The sequence below is a fragment of the Streptomyces sp. NPDC047880 genome, assembly GCF_040706515.1.
Lineage (GTDB): Bacteria > Actinomycetota > Actinomycetes > Streptomycetales > Streptomycetaceae > Streptomyces.
The window spans coordinates 99,057-118,458 of the sequence record NZ_JBEZOK010000012.1 but is presented as its reverse complement, the minus strand read 5'-3'; the positions used below and the strand labels follow the sequence as shown (position 1 = coordinate 118,458).

The 19,402-nt window shown below is 71.1% G+C and carries 13 protein-coding genes; 4 read left to right on the top strand and 9 right to left on the bottom strand.

Going from position 1 to position 19,402, the window contains the following annotated elements; translation table 11 throughout:
- Nucleotides 1-2: 2 nt before the first annotated feature.
- The 9 genes from AB0937_RS19820 to AB0937_RS19780 all read right to left on the bottom strand — a co-directional run bounded on the left by AB0937_RS19820 (nucleotide 3) and on the right by AB0937_RS19780 (nucleotide 14,303).
- Entirely contained in the window at nucleotides 3-806 is an 804-nt protein-coding gene (locus tag AB0937_RS19820) for an ABC transporter permease (RefSeq protein ID WP_184845712.1), read from the bottom strand.
- Nucleotides 807-809: 3 nt separating this feature from the next.
- On the bottom strand, nucleotides 810-1,580 hold the full coding sequence (locus AB0937_RS19815) for an ABC transporter permease (protein ID WP_104783856.1): 771 nt from the start codon (nucleotides 1,578-1,580) through the stop codon (nucleotides 810-812).
- The gene (locus tag AB0937_RS19810) at nucleotides 1,577-2,506 is read right to left on the bottom strand and encodes an ABC transporter ATP-binding protein (protein WP_366713294.1); all 930 of its coding nucleotides are present in this window, start codon (nucleotides 2,504-2,506) and stop codon (nucleotides 1,577-1,579) included. The genes AB0937_RS19815 and AB0937_RS19810 overlap by 4 nt, the downstream gene beginning before the upstream one ends.
- Before the next feature lie 216 nt (nucleotides 2,507-2,722).
- Nucleotides 2,723-3,808, bottom strand: coding sequence for a sigma-70 family RNA polymerase sigma factor (locus AB0937_RS19805; RefSeq protein ID WP_366713293.1), 1,086 nt, complete (start codon nucleotides 3,806-3,808; stop codon nucleotides 2,723-2,725).
- A 54-nt stretch (nucleotides 3,809-3,862) separates the two neighbouring features.
- Nucleotides 3,863-4,879, bottom strand: coding sequence for a lytic murein transglycosylase (locus tag AB0937_RS19800; protein ID WP_366713429.1), 1,017 nt, complete (start codon nucleotides 4,877-4,879; stop codon nucleotides 3,863-3,865).
- Between the two features lie 221 nt (nucleotides 4,880-5,100).
- Nucleotides 5,101-7,965, bottom strand: a complete 2,865-nt coding sequence (locus AB0937_RS19795; protein WP_366713292.1) for a DUF3962 domain-containing protein — start codon at nucleotides 7,963-7,965, stop codon at nucleotides 5,101-5,103.
- An 86-nt stretch (nucleotides 7,966-8,051) separates the two neighbouring features.
- Nucleotides 8,052-11,489, bottom strand: coding sequence for a signal recognition particle (locus AB0937_RS19790; protein ID WP_366713290.1), 3,438 nt, complete (start codon nucleotides 11,487-11,489; stop codon nucleotides 8,052-8,054).
- Nucleotides 11,482-12,657, bottom strand: a complete 1,176-nt coding sequence (locus tag AB0937_RS19785) for a hypothetical protein (protein ID WP_366713289.1) — start codon at nucleotides 12,655-12,657, stop codon at nucleotides 11,482-11,484. The genes AB0937_RS19790 and AB0937_RS19785 overlap by 8 nt, the downstream gene beginning before the upstream one ends.
- Nucleotides 12,654-14,303, bottom strand: a complete 1,650-nt coding sequence (locus AB0937_RS19780; RefSeq protein ID WP_366713288.1) for a PD-(D/E)XK nuclease family protein — start codon at nucleotides 14,301-14,303, stop codon at nucleotides 12,654-12,656. Before AB0937_RS19780 ends, AB0937_RS19785 begins: the two co-directional genes overlap by 4 nt.
- Nucleotides 14,304-14,441: 138 nt before the next feature.
- On the opposite strand from AB0937_RS19780, the gene AB0937_RS19775 reads away from it, so the two are divergent.
- The 4 genes from AB0937_RS19775 to AB0937_RS19760 all read left to right on the top strand — a co-directional run bounded on the left by AB0937_RS19775 (nucleotide 14,442) and on the right by AB0937_RS19760 (nucleotide 19,395).
- Nucleotides 14,442-15,329, top strand: coding sequence for a hypothetical protein (locus AB0937_RS19775; protein ID WP_366713286.1), 888 nt, complete (start codon nucleotides 14,442-14,444; stop codon nucleotides 15,327-15,329).
- 81 nt (nucleotides 15,330-15,410) lie between these two features.
- The gene (locus tag AB0937_RS19770) at nucleotides 15,411-16,529 is read left to right on the top strand and encodes a hypothetical protein (RefSeq protein ID WP_366713284.1); all 1,119 of its coding nucleotides are present in this window, start codon (nucleotides 15,411-15,413) and stop codon (nucleotides 16,527-16,529) included.
- The gene (locus AB0937_RS19765; RefSeq protein ID WP_366713282.1) at nucleotides 16,526-18,037 is read left to right on the top strand and encodes a hypothetical protein; all 1,512 of its coding nucleotides are present in this window, start codon (nucleotides 16,526-16,528) and stop codon (nucleotides 18,035-18,037) included. The genes AB0937_RS19770 and AB0937_RS19765 overlap by 4 nt, the downstream gene beginning before the upstream one ends.
- Nucleotides 18,034-19,395, top strand: a complete 1,362-nt coding sequence (locus tag AB0937_RS19760; protein WP_366713281.1) for an AAA family ATPase — start codon at nucleotides 18,034-18,036, stop codon at nucleotides 19,393-19,395. Before AB0937_RS19765 ends, AB0937_RS19760 begins: the two co-directional genes overlap by 4 nt.
- Nucleotides 19,396-19,402: the final 7 nt, after the last annotated feature.

Sequence of the window (19,402 nt, the reverse complement as noted above, 5' to 3'; positions counted from 1 at the left end):
GCTCACCCCGCTATCCGTACGGTCGTGCTGGCGCCCCAGATCGCCAGCGACAGGAAGAAGTCCAGGACGTTGATCGCCACGATCGAGGTCCGCACGGCGCGGCCCACCGCGACACCGACGCCCGCCGGGCCACCGCTCGCGTAGTAGCCGTAGAAGCAGTGCACCAGGATGATCAGGACGGCGAAGACCAGCACCTTCCCGAAGGACCACAGGACGTCCACCGGTGGCAGGTACTGCTGGAAGTAGTGGTCGTACGTGCCCGTGGACTGCCCGTAGTAGCCGGTGGTGATGGTGCGGGCCGCCAGGTACGAGGACAGCAGGCCGATCACGTACAGCGGGATCACCGCGACGAACCCGGCGATCATCCGGGTCGTCACCAGGAACGGCAGGGAGGGCACGCCCATCACTTCGAGCGCGTCGGTCTCCTCGCTGATCCGCATCGCGCCCAGCTGGGCGGTGAAACCGGCGCCCACCGTCGCGGAGAGCGCGAGCCCGGCCACCAGCGGGGCGATCTCACGGGTGTTGAAGTACGCCGAGAGGAACGCCACGAAGTTGGAGGTGCCGAGCTGGTTGAGCGCGGCGTACCCCTGCAACCCCACTTCCGTGCCGGTGAAGAACGACAGGAAGGCGATCACGCCGACCGTGCCGCCCACGACGGCGAGCGCGCCCCGGCCGAAGCTCACCTCGGCGAGCAACCGCAGGATCTCCTTCTTGTAGCGGCGCAGGGTGCGGCCGGTCCAGGCCAGCGACCGCCCGTAGAAGGACAGCTGGGCACCCAGCTCCTCCAGACGACTCAGCAGCGCCATGCCTCAGCCCCTCTGCGGAACGACTTGGAAGTACACGGCGGTCATCACGAAGTTCGTCACGAACAGCAACATGAAGGTGATCACCACCGACTGGTTCACCGCGTCGCCCACACCCTTGGGTCCGCCCTTGGCGGTCAGCCCCTTGTAGGAGGCGACGATCCCGGCGATCGCACCGAACACCAGCGCCTTGACCTCGGCCGCCCACAGGTCGGAGAGCTGGGCGAGCGTGGTGAAGGAGGCCAGGTAGGCGCCGGGAGTGCCGTTCTGGAGGACGACGTTGAAGAAGTAGCCGCCCGCCACGCCGACCACCGACACCAGGCCGTTCAGCAGCACCGCCACCAGCATCGACGCCAGCACGCGGGGAACGACCAGCCGGTGGATGGGGTCGATGCCCAGCACCTGCATCGCGTCGATCTCGTCGCGGATCTTCCGCGCCCCGAGGTCGGCGCAGATCGCCGTGCCGCCGGCGCCCGCGATCAGCAACGCGGTGACGATCGGCGAGGCCTCGCGCAGCACGGCGAGCACGGAGGCGGCCCCGGAGAAGGACTGGGCGCCGAGCTGCCGGGTCAGACTGCCGATCTGGAGCGCGATGACCGCCCCGAACGGGATGGAGACCAGGGCCGTCGGCAGGATCGTCACGCTCGCGACGAACCACGCCTGCTGGATGAACTCCCGTGCCTGGAAGGGCCGGCGGGGGATCGTCCGGACGACGTCCAGCGCCATCGCGAAGAGGCTGCCGGAGTGCCGCAGCGCTCCGGCCGGTGACAGGCTCATGCGCCGGCCACCTCCTTGTGGTGGAGCCGGGCCTCGCGCCGTGCGATCGCCTGCCAGCGGGGCGGGCGGGTGATGCCCGGTCCCGGCAGCAGCCGGGGAGTCAGCTCCTGCACGCGCGCGCTGTCGTCGATCTGCGCGAGCTCCTGCTCGACCTGCGCGGCGTCCTTCTCCTCCGCCATGCCGATCGGGCCCTGCATCCGGCCGTTCAGGAACTGCCGTACGACGGGCTCGTCGCTGGTCAGCAGCTCTGCGCGCGGCCCGAACATCACCAGCTCGCGCCGGAACAGCAGCCCGATGTTGTCCGGCACCTGGCGGGCGGAGGCGATGTCGTGCGTGACGATCAGGAAGGTCGCGTCGATCTGGGCGTTGAGGTCGACGATGAGCTGGTTGAGGTAGGCGACGCGGACCGGGTCGAGGCCCGAGTCGGGTTCATCGAAGAGGATGATCTCCGGGTCCAGGACGAGGGCCCGGGCCAGCCCGGCGCGCTTGCGCATCCCGCCGGAGATCTCGCCGGGCAGCTTTTCCTCGGCGCCGATCAGCCCGACCATGTCCATCTTCTCCAGCACGATGCGCCGGATCTCGCTCTCGGACTTACGGGTGTGCTCGCGCAGCGGGAAGGCGATGTTGTCGTACAGGTTCATCGAGCCGAACAGCGCGCCGTCCTGGAACAGCACGCCGAAGAGCTTGCGCACCTCGTACAGGTCGTGCTCGCGGAGCTTGGTGATGTCCCGGCCCTGGATCGTGATCGAGCCGCGCTCCGGCTTGAGCAGTCCGACGAGCGTCTTGAGGAACACCGACTTGCCCGTGCCCGAGGGGCCGAGCATGACCGAGACCTCCCCGGCGGGCAGCGTCAGCGAGACGTCCTGCCAGATGACCTGGTGACCGAAGGACTTGGTCAGCCCTTCCACACAGATCTCGACACCCATCCGGTCCACCCTTCAGCCCGTGGAGCAGTGCCCCTGGAGCAGCTCTGACATCTGCTCTACGGGGAGGGGCTGGGCGTCCGTCGCTCGTGTGACGGATTTTTTTCGGGCGGGTTTCCGGGCGGCGCTACCGGGCGGCGCTTGCGGACGGTTGCCGGGCAGCGCTGCCCGGGCGGGTTTCCCGGCAGCGCTGCTGCCCGGGCGGGTTTCCCGGCAGCGCTACGGAAGCGGGCTCGCCGGAAGTCCGGTGAACGAGATGGACGGTGCGACGGACGGTGCGTCGGAAGCCTCGGGGGACTCCGGCACGGCCGTGTCCGCCACGTCCACCATGTCCGTCGGTACGGCGGAGGGCTCCACGCTCAGGTCGGGGACGCCGGGCACCTGCGGGACGTCCGGCGCGGACAACCCGGGCAGCGACGACACCGGGACCTCCGGGACCTGCGCGACGACCGGGACCTCCGGCAGCGACGGCACGGACAGCGGGAGGAACGATTCGCCGGCGGGAGCGTCGGCCGCTCCGCGCGCGCCTGCGGCAGCCGTGGGCTCAGCTCCCCGAGGCGTACGGCCCTCCCCTCCGCCGTCCGGCCGCAGCGTCTCCGCGTCCGGCGTGGCGACCGTGGGCCGAGGCGCCGTACCGCCACCGCCTCCGCCGCCGTCGAGGGCGTACGGCAGCACGAACCCCGCCACCGCCAGGGACGCCGCCGTCGAGGCGACCGCCACGGCCTGTGCCCTGCCGACCCCGCGCGGCCGCCCCCACCCGATCACGAACAGCGCGCACCCGAGCGTTGCGGCCAGCGACTGCCGCAGCGTCCGCCGGGCCCGGGCCAGCAGCGACTCGACGGTCCGGTAGCTCAGCCCCATCCGGACGGCGACCTGGCCGACGTCCAGGTCCTCCGACTTCAGCCGCAGCGCCTCGGCCTGCCGCGCGGGCAGCTCACCACTGCGCACCGCCAGCCACCTCGCCTCGGCCCGGTCGCACACCGCCTCCTCGACGGGCACCGGACCTGGGGCGATGAGCGTCGGGCTGGTCCGCACCTCGGCCTCGCGGTTCACCTGCCGGTAACGGTCGACGCACAGGCGCATCGTCACCGTCGTCAGCCAGGCCGCGAGCCGTTCCTCGTCCAGGTCGGGCCGCTCGGCGGCGCGCAGCATCGCCTCATGTACCGCGTCCTCGGCGTCCTCCGGGCTCATCGACCGGCGCCGGGCGACCTTGAGCAAATGCTCACGGTGGCTCCACATGTGGCGCCACCGCTCGTCGGCCGCGTGCATCTCCACAGATGTCTCTGCGGGCATGTCCGTCGCCATGAGGACCCCTTCGCGCTCACCCACCGGTCTCGTGCTGTCCGGCGGGGGGCGACATTACCGTCGAGTATCGGCGGTTGTGGAGGGGGAGACGGTCATCGAGTCCGCGCTGTTACTGGTGAGTGGGGCGCCGCTGGGCAGCAGGTTCTCGCCGGGGAGCTCCATGTCCGGGCCGGGGGCGGGGAGTTGTGGCTCGTCCGGCTTCTCGGGTTCGGTGGCCGGGCCGGTTCCGGCCGGGGCCGGGGAGGCGGGGGTCGACGGGGTACGGGAGGGCGGGGCGCTCGGCCGGGCGGAGGGTGTCCGTGACGGCTTCGGTGTGGCGGCCGGCCGCGACGGCTCCGGGCGCGCGGAGGAGGACCCGGCGGGGACGTCCGGCACCACCCGGTGCCCTTCCATGAAGTAGGTGTACCAGGCCCTGACCGTGCGCAGATAAGCCGTCGAATGGTTGTAGCCGAGGATCGCCCGGTCCAGCTGGGCGGGGACGGACAGGTCCCGGCCGCCGGCGCACAGGTACCGTCCGGCGGCGAGTGCCGCGTCGAAGACGTTGTTCGGATCGGTTCGCCCGTCGCCGTTGCCGTCCGCACCCCAGCGGGCCCAGGTCGACGGGATGAACTGCATCGGCCCGACCGCACGGTCGTACGCCGTGTCCTCGTCGTGGACACCGCCGTCGGTGTCCCGGATCAGCGCGAAGGCCACGCCGTCCAGCCGCGGCCCGAGGATCGGCGCCACGGTCGTACCGTCCGACGTCACCCTGCCGCCCCGCGCCTGCCCCGACTCCACCTGCCCGATCGCCGCCAGCAACTGCCAGCGCAGCCGGCAGCCGGGCGCCTCACGCGCGAGCCGGTCCTCGGCCCGCCGATAGGCGGCGAACACGCTCGCCGGCAGCGCGCCGCCCACCTCCGCTGCCGCCCCGCCGCCCGCGGGCTTCGCGGTCCGCAGCGGGGGCAGCTCGGTGCGGTACGGGGCATCGCCGGACACGCTCGGTCCGTGCTCGGCAGGTGCCTGCCTGGGCGCCGGTGCGGAGGCCCGCGCCGGGATCACCCCCGGCGCCTGCGACGCGGTGAGCGCCGCCATCGCCGCCACCGCGGCCGCCGTACCTCTGACCCGCCTGCCCCTGTGCCCTGCCACGTCCTGTTCCCCTCCCTGCGAGCTTCCTGTCGTCTGCTCTACGGGGTAGGGCGGGGGGTCCGTCGCGGGAATTGCGCACGTTGCGGTTGCGGGGTCTACCTGGCCGGACTCCACATCGCCAGCATCTTCCGGTGGTCCACCCGCCGATCCAATCGCAAGCCCCCAGGTCACTCCTCATCCCCGTCATCGAGGTCGAGGTCGAAGGTCAGCTGGCCCGGCAGAGCATGGTCCGGCGCGGCCGCAGCCTCCGGCTCCGTCGGATCCAAGGCCTCCTCGAGCTCGTGAGGCAGAGCGTAATCGTCCGCGAGTCGCGCAAGATGGAGGATCAAGGGCAGAGCCAGCCCCTCGCGACCGGCACGGTAGTCCTCGCTGAAACGCTGCTGGTGGACGAATGCGGCCCATGCCTCGGCGTCGTCACCGGGTTGGAGACACGCGACGGTCAGTTCCAGGAGGTCCGGGTTCCAGGCGTTCACCGTCGGCCTGTAGGCGTTGTTGCCCGAGGGATTGGTGTGCGGAGTCAGTTTGGCGTCGTCATTGGTGAGCTTCGTCTGCGAGCCGGACTTGCCGCTAGTGCTGTAGAAGACGCGGCCCGAGTCTCCCCGCACGCCGGGCCGCCACAGCCCCATCGCGATGCCCCCGCTCTGCTTGCCCTCCAACTCGGGAGACAGTTCCTCCGCCTCGGCCCAGCACTGTGCCGTCTCGTCCCGGCTTCCGTCGGCGATCCGGACGACACGAAGCTGCTTGCCGTACAGACCGATCCGCTGAACGGGACCTCCGTCGAGGCCGAGCCTGTCCCGTTCCAGACCGTCGTTCCTCAGCCACGGCCAGCGCTTCCGGACGTCCTGAGCGTGGGCCAGGACGAGCGTCGGCATACTGCGCAGCTGCGCGAGCGTCTTCTTGACGAAGGCCGCCGTAAGGGCCGACTGCTCCCTGCTGTTCTTCCTGCCTTCGACCCGTCCCGTCAACGACTTGAGGAGTTCGGGGTACGGCACCCATGTGTGCATGTCGGCCGACTTGCCCAGCACGCATTTCGCGCCCGGCCGGATCAGCACCGCGATCGGCGTGAACTGCTGCTTGCCCGTGGGTCCGTCGAGGCGGCGTTCCACCAGGTGGAAGGCCACTTGGTTCAGGTTTACGGGGACGAGCGTGTCGCCGAGCGTGTGCTGGGGCACCAGCCGCACGCCGGTCTGGCGCAGGCCGTCCGACCAGGCTGCGGCTGCACGCAGCCCTGCATCGGCGAGAGCCTCGTCCGTATCCATATCCGGGTCTGGCGGACGGATGAACTGTGTCACCAGGCCTGCATCCGCGCAGCCGAGGCGGATCGCGTGCTTGGGGTCACTCCGTCGCTTGGCGTGGCGGAAAGCGTCCTGCCCGTCGAGCTCCACGAAGGCCAGCCGCACCCCGGGGACGGCTTCCCTCAGGGCGGCCATGGCCCGCGCGACACCGGTACGGCGCTCCTCGATGGCCTTGTCGTGTTCCTGCCCCCGACGGGGCACGCTGTCGCCTCCCAGCGGTGCACCGAGAGCGCCCAGGGGCCGCGCGTGCAGCCGGACGGTCAGCTCCTCCGTCTCCCACACCCAGGTATCGGGGCCCTGCGCACGCCGGTGCCCGGCCAGCCCCAGCCCCGTCTCCGCCGCGGCGATCATCTGGTCGCGGATGATGTCGTTCTGGTGGAGCACGACCGCGGTGAGGTCTTCCCCTTCGAGTGCTTCGGCCAGGCGTGCCCGCAGAACCTGGACGTTGTGGGCGGCGTGCAGCTCACGCTTGTTCAGGATGACCGCGAGCTCTCCGGGATCTTTCTCCTCCTTGTTCTTGGGAATGGACGGCAGCGTCTTGAGCTGCTTCTTCGGCGGCCGCGCGTACGCACTGCGCTCGAGCCTCGGAACGGGCACGAACTCGGGAGCGATCGCCTGCTCCGCCCACTCGATCAGCCGTCGGCGTTCGCTGGGCATCAGTCCGGTGCCGATCGTGTGCCTGCCCATGGGCGCCTGGTGCCCGATCGAGATCCGGATGCCGTCCCGGCCGTGAATCCAGTGGTCGGCCTCCTTCACCAGCCGGTCCGGGGACGGGAGTGCGTCGAGAGCGCTGATCCGGGCGAGCATTCCTTCCGCGCCGCCCTGACGCCAGTCCGTGGTCCCGTTCTTCCACTCCAGCATGGCGACCGCGAAACGCTGCGGCTGCGGGCCGTCGTGAACGAGGGAGTCGTCCGGGAGCAGGTACGCGGACACCCCCTTGCCGTACGGCATGTAGACCTTGCCGGTGACGAACCGACGCACACCGGCGGCCACGTGGATGCGCGGGACGGGTGAGAAAGGAACAGTGCGCACGGTGATGCGGAGGGTCGCCGCGTAGTAGGCCGGTTTGCCGCCGTCACCGCGCCGCCTGGGTACGTACTCGATCACGTTCGACATCAGCTCGGCGCCCCCGCTTCCCTGCCCCCTGGCTCCCGTGTGGCCGGCCACCTGCCGGAACGACAGCTGCTGCCCGTGGTGTTCGTACGGTGCCTGGCGCGCGATCCGTTCGGCGAGGATGTCGGGAAGCAACCGGTACACGTGGCGCGCAGGCAGAGCGGTTCCTCCGGGCGACACCTCCTGCTCGAGGAGGTCGATCCTGCCGGTCTGCCATCTGAGAGCCGCGGTGTCGAGGTCACGGAAGCAGTCCATCAGCAGGGCCGAGGTCTCGGGATCGTCGGCATCGCGCGGGAGGCTCTTGAGCCAGGTGGCGATGTAGAGGTTCGTCACCGCCATCGGGTAGGCGTCCTGGCAGTACAGCCAGGGGTTCTCCGAGCCGAACCGTGCCGTGGAGTCGACCATGACGATGTCCGGCGCGGTGGAGCGCATCAGCTGGTTGACCGCCGCTGTGGGTACGCGGCGCCGTCGCTCGGTCTGCCCCTCGGTCATTCCGCCGTGGTAGAGGCGCAGGAGTGGTTCCTCCCAGTGGGCAGGCAAGGAGAGCGTGTGCATCGGGACGACGAAGGGTCCCTGTGCCGGGTCGGGCAGGTACGCCGCCGGGCGGTTGTACTGGTAGGCCATGGTTGTTCTCCTCAGGGCAAGGCGTGAAGTGTTCGGCCGCGACACGGACATGACGCGGATGCGGTGTGGTGTGGTGACGGATGCCGTCAGCCCATGTCCACCAAGGCGCGGTAGAGCGGTTCGTACAGCTCACGGACGAGGGACTTGTCGACCGGAGCGGGGTCCCGCTCCCCCGCGTTCCCGTCCTCGAAGTAGGGGGCGAGCACCTCACGCATACTCGCCAGCAGGCTGGTGTCGGGGGTGTCCGCAGCCTGGAATCCGGCTTCTCGGGGAGAGAAAGCCGCGTCGACGAAGACAACCCGGGCCGGCACGCCGCCGCGCACCAGACGCCCGATGACCTGCCACATGACGACGAGCTGGTCCCAGGTGAACGCCGCCTTCTCCTCATCCCGCAGGCTGGACCAGGCCAGCCGCCGGGTGAGGAAGCGGTTCCACTGATGGCGTGCGCGACTGCGGAACGCCACGGCCGCCTGGTCGGGTGTGGCGGCGGCGAGCGCGTTCTGCCGAAAGGACCCGTCGGCATCGCGGAGTTGTCGTACGGCCCAATCGTTGATGGACTGGATGGCGAGTGAGATGTCGTCGGGCCGCGGGTGGGGGCGAGCCAGGAAGTAGACCGTGCCGATGGCCGCCTTGCCACCACGCAGGACGATGTTGTGTCCTCGCTCCACGGCGAGCAGCGGCGCGACGAGAATGTCGCCGCCGACCGAGGGGAAGGCCTTCACGTCACCACGGGGCAGGGTCCGTGCGGCGGCATCCTCCGGCAGCCGGGTCCAGGCGGTGTCGGAGTCCGCGTCGTCGGACACGAGTCGGGTGACGCGGCCGTTCCACTCGGGGATCTGGTTGAGGTACTCGGCGGCTCGACGTGCCTCGTCGTAGCTGCCGACGAGCAACAGGATGCGGCGGCGGTCGGGATCGTCGATCTCCTTCAGCTCGGCGTCCAGCATGCTCTCGGCGTCGGGCAGGCTCCGGTCGGGCACCGCGAGCTGGTGCAGCATGTGGAGAAGGGCCTGCGGCCGTTCTTCGGGGTCGCAGCCGGACAGGCGCAGCGGTTTGGGCCGGTCGTTTCCGGGCCAGTACAGGAACTCTTTACGGAACTCACTGCCCAGCACGGCTTCGACTTCCTCGTCCTGAGGACGCAGTACGGCACCGACCTCGGCGTGCACGTGGTACCTGCTCGACGTGCCCGCCCAGCTCGTCGCGGACATGAGCAGGACGTGCGGGCCCGGACGGCCGTCCACCGCGCACAGGTCGCCGAGCCGCATGAGCAGTTCGCGGCCCACGCCGTTGCAGTGGAAGAAGCGGAGTTCACCGCTGCGGTCACCGTCGCGCTCACGGTCGTCGTGACGGAACTGGAAGCCGAGCACGTTACCCATGGGCGACTCGGGGATGACCGCCTCGTAGTCCTTGGGGGGCCTGCGGGAGAGCACGTTCGAGGCGCTCTCGAGATTGAGGGCGGCCTCGACGCGCGGCCACAGCGTGGTCATGAAGTCGAGACGGCTGTGCAGGGCGGAAAGGAGCAGGGTGAACTCGAAGCGCCGGGACTGCAGATCGGCGTCCGCGAGCACAGTGCTGTCGTCTCCGACGATGCCGGTGAGCGTCTCGCGCAACCTTTCGCGCGTCCGGGCTCCCTGGGGCGCGTGCAGGAGCTCCAAAGCGAGGTGGACGAAGGTGTTCACCAAGGGTGTCACTTCGTCGTCGTCACTCGTGCTCTGCTGCTCGTGCAGCGGGTCGTCGCGGAACCGGCCGAGCGCGCCGTCCAGCGTCCGGGCCGCCGCAGGCGGTCGTTCGCCCTCCTTCCGCCCCGGGAACCAGCTGTCCAGCAGCAGGTTGTGGAGGGTGAAGGCGCTGAAGTAGTCGACGCTGATCCACCGCCTGAGCTTGTCGTCCTTGACGAGCAGGGCGAAGAGTCGGTCAGTGGCGGCGCTGACCGTGTTGACGGCGTTGGTCCAGTCGTCGACGTCACGGGCGGACAGCTGGAGCCGGCCATCCCGGGCCATCTGCTGGAACTTGTGGACGGCGACCTCGTCGAACCAGGAGTTCGGGGCCTTGCCCACCAGAGTGCTGGCCGGCGCGAAGGCCGTGTCGAGCTGCATCTGCACCCGGTCGGCCTCGTCGACGATGATCAGGTCGCTGAGCCGGCACGCAAGTTCCAGGTACCGGAGCTGTTCCTGGTGCTGATGCAGCGGGACGGAGCTGTGCACCAGACCGGCCGGGGTGGCGACCCACACCTGCGCGTCGACCAGATCGCGAGCCCCACGGTGGCGCGGGCAGCGGTTCCACAACGGGCACAGCCGCCTCTGCGGCTTCGGGCCTTGGGTGTCTCGCTTGGCGCTGGTCTCGTCGTCGAGGAGCGGATCTCCATCCACGGCCTCCTGCTCGGGGACGGTGTACACCGCCAGGCACGGTGCTTCGCGAATGCCGAGCGGACGGCGGGCTTCCAGGCCGCGCAGCACGTCGACGGGGCAGGCGCTGCTGAGGTGGGCGAAGCCCGCGTGATCGTGCCCGAGCATGGTGCCGGCGCCGGCCGTGGCGGTGCGGCGGTGCAGCCGGTTGATGTTGCGTTCCCGAGTGGAGTGCCCGAGGATCGGCGCCGCTCGTACACCGAGCCGGTTGAACTGGTCCACCACGGCGAGCGTCTCGGCCACGTCCCCGACGACGATGGTGACCCGGCGGGGTGTCCGGCTCACGAGGTGGTAGGTCAGGATGTCCCGGAGGGTGGACTTGCCGGCTCCCACCATCCCCACGAGGTGCAGCAGCCGGTCGATTCTCAGCCGTCCCTGTTCGGTGAAGCGGCCTCGTTCCGCGTCACGCACGAGCAGTTTCACCCGCCGGAGCCGCCCGGCCCAGCCGCCCCGCGCCCCCTCCGGCGCCGTCGCCTCGACGTCGTCCATCTCGTCGGCGGCCTTTTCGAGCTCTTCCCAGGTGACGTCGACGGGCTCTCCGTGCCCGGCCGGTGGTGCGTCGAGCGCGTGGGCGCGCGGCAGGGTGTCCGTCAGCAGTTCCTCGTCGAACACCACGGAGTGGGTACGGTCCTGCACCCGGAAGGTGTGCTCTCCCTCTTCGGCCAACGGAATGGATCGTGTCGCGAACCGCGGAGGGGCGCTGAGCAGTTCTTCGAAGATCTCGAAACGGCGTGCGGCGCGCGACGTCTCGCGACGGCGCGGCACGGAGCCGGGTCCGTCGATGTCGTATCCGCGCAGGTGCTGGGGGACCGACAGGTAGTCGGTCAGCGCCTCAGACCAGGCGTGACGTCGCCGCATGTCCCACAGGTAGTGGCGGGCGCGCAGAACGCGCAGCCGCTGTTCGTCGGTGCGGACGTCTCCGAACACCTCGCTGTACGGGTAACCGCCCAGCAGTGGCCAGACATCGGCGGCCGTGCGTGTGGGCGTCACGTCCTGCAGGAGGTACAGACCCAGTTCCACGTCGAGAAGGTCGCCGGGGCGGAAGCTGCCGAGGTTCGCCGGCCACACCTCGGTGAGCTGCTGCGGTGAGCAGCGCCGGTGCCATCCTCTACGGTCACGCACGGCTTCCTCCTTCGGTACGCGGTTCCCCCGCCTTGTCTCGCGGGGTGGAGATCTCATCGGCGACCAGCCGCAGGAAGGCCCGGTCGTCCAGGAGGGCGACCCGGTCGTCCAGGTCCTCCGGCACGTTGCGACGGAACTGCCGCCCGTACGCCTCGTTGTCGCGGAAGCGGTAGCGGGGCACGACGAGGAACGCCCGGTCGTACGGCGGGTCGTTCCTGAACGGCGTGAGGGATCGCGCCAGGAGCACCGGGTTCACCCGGTCCTTGACGTCCACCGCCCAGTGCCGTCGCCCCGGCAGGGGGACGCGCAGGTCGTACGCGTCGTAGTTGGGCCACATCTCGGCGGTGATGCCGAACCTCTTCTCCAGGGCGGCTTGCAGATCGGTCTCCGCGAGCCCGGGGCTCGTGATGAACATCCGCAACGGGCGGCTGAGCTGGAAGACCCCGCCTTTGTCGGCACGGAGTGGCGTGCCTTCGTCCGAGGTGCCGTCGCGGCGGCACCGGTCGAGTTCGCATCGGTGGCCGCCGTGCAGCAGCGGCACCATCAGGCAGCGGCAGCGAGCGCACTGCCGGTACGTGCCGGGCCGCAGGTAGGAGGCGGGCACGGGCTCGTAGCAGCGCTTGATCACGTCATGCAGCAGCATCCCGCAGTCGGGATCGCCGCCGAGCAGCGCCAGTTCGGCGCCGGTCAGCACGGGCCTGGAGGTGAGCAGGGCCCGGAACGCGGTGTACGCCTGCGGGGCCTTGGCCGCACGGCACACGGCGAGTGCTTCCCGGATGCGTTCGTTCTCAAAGAGCTCGGCGGCCGGATCGGCCGCGCTTACTTCCCACTCCAGGCACAGCTGGTGCGGCAGCCGGGTCTCCGGGTCGACGAGCAGGGCCGCTCCGGGAAAGCTGTCGGGGGGCAGCTCCAACGGCCACTCGACAAGAGGCCGTTCACAAGCCCAACGGACCATCTGCGGCACACTGCCCGGTGGTTCCTCGCCCCGGCGCAGGCAGTGCAGGACGAGGCGGTTGTAGGCGTTCTGCACCTTCGCCGGGTAGACCGGGTTGGGCACGGTTCTCTGCCGGGACAGGCACGCCAGGGCGCTGGCGATCTGGCGGAGCAGTCCCTCGTCCGTGCCGAAGGCATCCTCGGACCGTGCGTCCCTCATGTCGGTCGTGGTCACGCCTGCCCCTCTCCCGCGACGGTGCCGGCGGGCGCGGCAGCGGCGCTCGGACACCACCGGGACACCGGGCAGAACCGGCAATGCGGTCCGGGGCGGGCATCCCATGTCTCGTCCTCCCGCCACGGTCCTGCGTACCGCCGCAGAACCGACAGCGCCTTCCGCTTCTGGCCGGGGTCCGTCGGGTCGATCACGTGCGGCTCGGAGCCGTCCGGCCGGAGGATCTCCACCTCGACGCGCGAGCCGTCCGGATCGCCGCCCAGCGCTCCCTGCGCCAGGAGCGCTACAGCCAGGGCGAGTTGGGGGTAGGTGTCGAGAGGGTCCACGTGATGACGGCGCCGCTTCCGGGTCGTCTTGAGCTCTCGCCACACCCAGGAGCCGTCCTCCTGGTAAAGAAGGTCGGGTTTGGCGATGACGACGGCCTGCGCCGCGGTGTCGTGGACGACCCGAAGGGCTTCGGGCTCGACCCGCTGGATGAGTGCGGCGTCCTGGAAGGGACAGGCGTCGACGTGGTGGAGCAGCATGTCCCGACCAGCCGCGGCGTCCTCGTCGGAGACCCGCCAGCGTGCCGCTGTCCAGTTCTCGCCCTCCGGGGGCATGTCGCCGGCCGCGCACGGCAGCGGTCCCGGGCGCCGGTGCAGCTTCTCGATCCAGCCGTGCACCGCCTGGCCGAGCCTGGCCGCGCTGCCGTACTCGTCGGACTTGGGCAGGTGCAGGGCACGGAGGAATCCCTGTGCGGGGCAGGCCGCGTGATAGCGCAGATCGCTGACCGACACCTTCCTCAGCGGTGCCACCCGCGAGGAGATCCCGAGGACACCGGGCCTGCGCGGCACGGCCTCACAGCCCGTGAACTGCTTGCAGTCGACGCAGGACGAGCCGGGTGCCGGCCTGCCGCCCGCCACGACTCGGGTCACGTGCACGTGCCCGTGCTCGGCGTAGTACGCCTCGGCCTCCTCCGCCGTCCCGTCGAACTGCACGCGCGGCCGTCCGTCGGCGAGCCCGACTTCGACGACACGCACCCGCTCGGGCCGGACGGCGGGCCCGTACGGCTCGAAGGCACGCGCCCACTTCCTGGGCCAGGCCGCCTGGCGCCCGTGAACGGCCACGTACACGGCGATGGCGATCTCACCGGGCTCGGAGTCCTTGGCCTCGCCGTGCCGCAGCCGCCGGTACTCGCGCAGTCGTCCGTCGGCCGACTCGTACCTGCGCCACCAGGCGTACATCTCCCAGAACTTGCCGTTCTCCCGCTGGGCCACCCAGTACGGGCGGACCGGCTGGAGCCCCTGCCCGGCGTCGTCGGCGCACACTCCCAGGTAGGTACGGAGGGCGTGCTCGGCGTACGTCAGGTGACCGGGGTGGAGGGCGGGAGTCCGGGAGCGTAACCCTGCCAGGGCCTGGTCGGGTGTCTCCTCGTGGAACTCGACCCGGTCGACGGCGTCCATGACCGGCCCGAGGGTGAACGTCTCAAGCTCCGGCTTCGGCAGCCGGAGCCGCCGGGCGGGCCAGAGACCGGGCCGGGCCTTGGCCGCGGCATGCGAGGGGCAGGTGTGTTCCTCGCTTCCACCCGTCCCGGGCCCCACGCGGACCAGGCTGTCGTCCCCCGTCAGCCAGTGCGGCCTGTGCCATGCCGTGGTGTGCTCGAGGCTCATTGCCTCCCCCTTCTTGATCTCGGGCACACGGCACCCTTCGGGCCGGCCGGGTGCGCCGTCGCCATCAACCGTAGCAGCAATCTTGGAAGTACTTGGAAGTTATTGGCACAGGTTGGATCCTGCGCTAAGCTGCCCCGCATGGCGGCATCACTGGAGGATCTCGAGCAGCGCCTGTCCCAGTTGCGCACCGAGCTGCGCGGTGCCGTGCGCGCACGGGACAAGGCGGCAACCGCGCGCATCCGTCGCGCGTTGCGCGAGGCCGAGGCCGCCTGGGAGCACGCCCTGGAAGTCGAGGCCGAGTCCGAGTCCGGATCGGACAACGGCGCACTCCCGACCGAACCCCAGACCTCGCCGACGCCGGTAGCCACGGGTGAACCGCGCCGCAGGGAGCGTCCGGCGCACGGCTCCATCCCGATCCGCGAACAGGTCCACCAGGCGCTCACCCTGCTGGGGGCCCCTGCATCCCCCAAGCTCATCTCCTCCACGTACGAGGCGTTCTTCACCGAACCGCTGGTCGCCACCAAACTCGCGTCCCTCCGCCGCGACGAGGAGCGCTCCTTCACGGCACAGGGCTACGCCCGCCCGTACTACATCTGCGCGGCGCTGACCCATGACCGTCTCGTCCCCGCGCGCGGGCTGCTGGCCCTGTCCACCTGGTCCGTGGAGCGGCGGATCATCGGCCCGCTCAGCCCGCGCGCCGACTTCCTCACCCACGCGGTGGGGACCGCCGAGCAGATCCAGCGGCTCGCCACCGCGGGGCACCCGGCCCCGGACGCGGCGTGGCGGCTGCTGCGCCGCTTCGCCCTCACCATCCCCGGCGCCTACGACGCCTCGGCCCAGGAGCCCGATCCCGCCCGCGTGATCGCTGCGGCCCACGCCGAAGCCGCCGTCCATCAGCAGGAGGACGACCAGCAGCGGCAAGCGGCCGCGCAGCGCGCCCGTGGTCAACTGGCCGACGTACAGCAGCTGTTCGGCGCGGCCCCGATGCGCGACGCCCTGCGCGACGCGAGTGGGACCCTGTCCTGACGACCCGTTCCCCGACAGCGATGGCGTGCCAGACGCCTCGCAGGCGGGTAAGCCCCCGAAGACGTACCCGAAGCAGAGACGATGCCCTCGCAGCAGTCCGAACCTCCCGACGGCCGACTCGCGCGGCTGCGTGGACCGCAGCCCCCTCAGCCGTACACCGCCCGCAAGATCACCGCGCTGACCGCCAACCCCGCCTGCGCCCGCCGCGCGGTCCTCGACGCCGCCGGGGTGGACAAGGCACTGCTCGCCCAGCAGGTCGGATACGAGCCGCGTTTCGGCCAGTCTCCCTTCGCCCTCGCCCGTGAACAGGCGTTCCACGCTCTCGTGAAGTGGGGTGGCTACGCCGAGCTCATCCGACTGCTGCGCGAGCAGCTCTCCGTCCCCGTGGCGGAGGCCCATGTCACCGACCTCAACGAGGTGGGAGGCAACACGGACCTGCACGTGCGCGAACGGGAGACCCGCCGCCTCCTCGCGCACGTGGCCTCCGGCCAGGACGTACGGCTGATCCTCGACCGCCCGGTGCTTACCCTCGAAGTCGCCGGTCAGACCGCGTACTTGGAACCGGACGCGCTCACCCACCGCATCGGCGGGAATTTCCACGTCGTCCTGATCCGCTCCTTCGCGGCGATCGACGGCCAGGCCAACCCGACCGCCGTCGCCGAGACGGCCAAGCAGGCCGCGGTGTACGCCCTGGCCCTGCGCCGCGCTTTCGAGACCGCCGGTCTGCCCACCGACCAGCTCGCCCACGACTTCCTGCTCGTCTGCCCCAAGGACTTCTCCAACCGCCCCTACGCCCGCCTCGTCGACCTCCGGCAGGAACTCGACGCCCTCCAGTTCCAGCTCTCGCGGCTGCGGCGCGCCGAGGACCTCGCAGCCCGGCTCCCCGAGACGGCGACCCTGGACACGACCCGAGACGCAGACGAACTCTCGGCATCCATAGAGGCGTTGGACGCGTCGTACACGCCTTCCTGCCTGTCCTTCTGCGAGATGGCGCGCTACTGCCGCGACGAGGCGGACGGCTGCGCCTCTCCGGCCCGCTTCGGCAGCGGCGTACGCAACGACCTGCCGGGCATCGACTCCACCCGCACCGCGCTCGACTACCTGGACGGCGTCGCCGCCCCCGGAGAGGCCGAGGCGGAAGCCGCCGACCTGCTGCGCGCCGCCGCCCGGCTGCGCCGACTCCGCCGGGGGGCCGCATGAGCGTCCTGTCCACCGTCGCGGCGCTCACGGCGTCCCGCACCGGCCGGGCCGAACCGCTGACGACCGTCCGCCACCAGCACCTGGACGACAAGCCGTTCGTCCTGGTGCCACTCACCCTCGCCGGCGAGGCGTGCGCGCCCCTGGCCGCGCTCGCGGGCACGGACCCCGAGCATCCGGCCCTCCTCACCGTCCGCCAGCCGCGCAACCGCGCCGAACGCTTCCGGTTCGCCGAGCGCCTCGCCGCGATCCTCCTCGCGTACATCGACGGCTGCCGGACGGAGACGGAGCCCTACACCGTGGGCCGTGGCAAGGAGAAGGAGGAACGCCTGCGCTTCCAGCGGGCCCCACAGCTCCTCGTACCGAACGGCGAGGGCATCGCGTACGTCCGCCTGCTGGGCCGGCTGACCAGGCTCCGCGCCACCGAAGGACCGTACGCGGTCGACCCGTCCGTGCCCGCCCTCGGCAAGTGGCTGACGTGGTTCGCGGACCTGGCCGAGTTCCCGAACTCCGGTGTGCTGCTCGCGATGACCCGGTTGCTCGCCGCGCACTGGGCTACGGGCCAGAGCCCTTCCGAGGACTCCCACCTCGCGTCCCTGCTCGCCTGGATCGATCCACCGCAGGGCAGCGACGGCGCGAGCGCGGCGCGGGAGGCCGAGGACCCCGCCGTGTGGCCGCCCGCCGGCCCGTCCACGGACCCGGTCTTCGACCGGACCCTGCACGAGCTGATGACGCGTTACGACGAGGCGTCCGACGACCGCGGACGCGAGGCGGTCGGCCGCCAGATCGACCGTGAACTGCACGGCCAGATGCTGCCCACCTGGCGGCTGATGTGGCGCGGCGTGGAGCTGCTCCGCGAGCTGCCGGAGGGCGCCCACGTCCCCGATCGCTGGGCCCTCGACCGACGCTGGTTCTCCGAGTATGCCGAGTACCTGGACGCCGACGGCCGCCCCCAGGCCCGCCGCGACCAGGCCGTCCGGGCCGCCCGCCGCCTGGCCCGGCTGGAAGACGCGGTCGCCCGGTACGAGGCGGAGCGCGCGTACGACGATCCGCTGGTGATGGCGGAGTACGAGCTGACCGGCGAGGCGTTCACGGGCACGGTCACGGCCAGGGACGAGGACCGCTTCGTCCCCGGCGACCGCCCCGGCTCCCAGGTGTGGCGCCCGACACTCACCCTCCGCACCGACGCCCGTACCGTCCCCGCGGTCGGCACGGAGGTGAAGTCCCCTGCCCGGCCCGGCCAGGGAGCCCGGATCCTCGAGGTCCGGCAGCAGGACGACGGCGGCCACACCGTGGTGCTCCAGCTCGAGGGCGGCTTCGCGAGGAAGCGCAAGCCCCCGGCCCCGGCCGGCACCCTCGCGGAGACCGGCGAGGAGCTGACGTACACCACGCTCAACCCCACGGCCATGCCGTCCGCCTTACCGGACGAGGAGAACACCCCCTGGACCCACGGCGGTCCGCCGCAGCCGTACGAGCCCACCGACGAGGACGCAGAGGAGACCTGGGAGTGACCACCCTCCTCCCCGACACCGGGGAGCCTGAAGCCCTCACCCCCGGCGAACGCGCGGACCGGGCGGTCGCGGGGATCCTGACCAGCCTCGACACAGCACCCGGCCGGGGCGTAGTCGTGGACTCGCCTCCCGGAGCCGGAAAGTCCACGCTGGTGGTGCGGGCCACCGGGCACCTGACGTCCGCGGGCCACCAGCTCATGATCGTCGCGCAGACCAACGAGCAGGTCGACGACCTGGTGGCCCGCATCGCGCGGGAGCATCCCGGCCTGGCCCTCGGCCGCCTCCACGCCGGCGGCCACGTGCTCCCGCCTCGCGTCACCCGGCACCCCAACGTCACCGGGAGCAGCCAGGTGACGGACCTGCGCGACCTGCCCGTCGTGGTGTCCACCGCGAAGAAGTGGTCGTTCGTCACACCGGACAAGTGCGCGCCGTGGCGGTGGGCCATCGTCGACGAGGCGTACCAGATGCGCTCGGACGGGCTCCTGGCGACGGCCCCGCTGTTCTCCCAGGACGACTCACAGGTCCTCTTCGTCGGCGACCCCGGCCAGCTCGACCCCTTCGCCACCGTGGAGACCGACCGCTGGCACGGCCTGACCTGGGATCCCCTACGCAACGCGGTCGACGTCACCCTCGCCCACAACCCCGACCTCGTCCGCCACCAGCTCCCCGTCTCCTGGCGCCTCCCGGAGTCGGCGGCGCCCCTGGTCGAGCAGGCCTTCTACCCCTTCTACCGGTTCGTCCCCGGCACGACGGCACCGGAGCGCGTTCTGTCGTACGCCAGCCTGCCCCACGGCTCAGGCCCGCTGGACGACGTCCTCGCCCGGGCCGCCGACTCCGGCTGGGGCCACCTGGAACTCCCCGCCCGCCACACCCTCGACCAGGACCCGGAGGTGGCGGATGCCCTCGCGGCGACGGCGGCCCGGCTTCTGGAGCGCGGGGCACTGGTCAACGGGGAGCCCATGACCACGGACCGCATCGCGATCGGCACGGCGCGCACCGTGCAGGCGGAGGCGGTCCGCTCCCGCCTCACCGCCCGCGGTCTGACCGGCATCACGGTGGACACCGCCAACCGCCTCCAGGGCCGCGAGTTCGACGTCACCCTCGTCTGGCACCCGCTCTCCGGCCGCCACGACGCCTCCGCCTTCCACCTGGAGACGGGCCGCCTGTGCGTCCTGCTGTCCCGGCACCGCTTCGCCTGCATTGTGGTGGCCCGCGCCGGCATCCGCGACCTGCTGGACCGGCATCCGCGGAGCAGTCCTGTGTATCTGGACGTGCCGCCCAAGTTTCCGGAAGGGTGGCGGGCTCATCAGGTGGTGATGGGGCGGCTGGAGAGGAGAGAGCACAGGACACGCGTTTGAAGGGCGC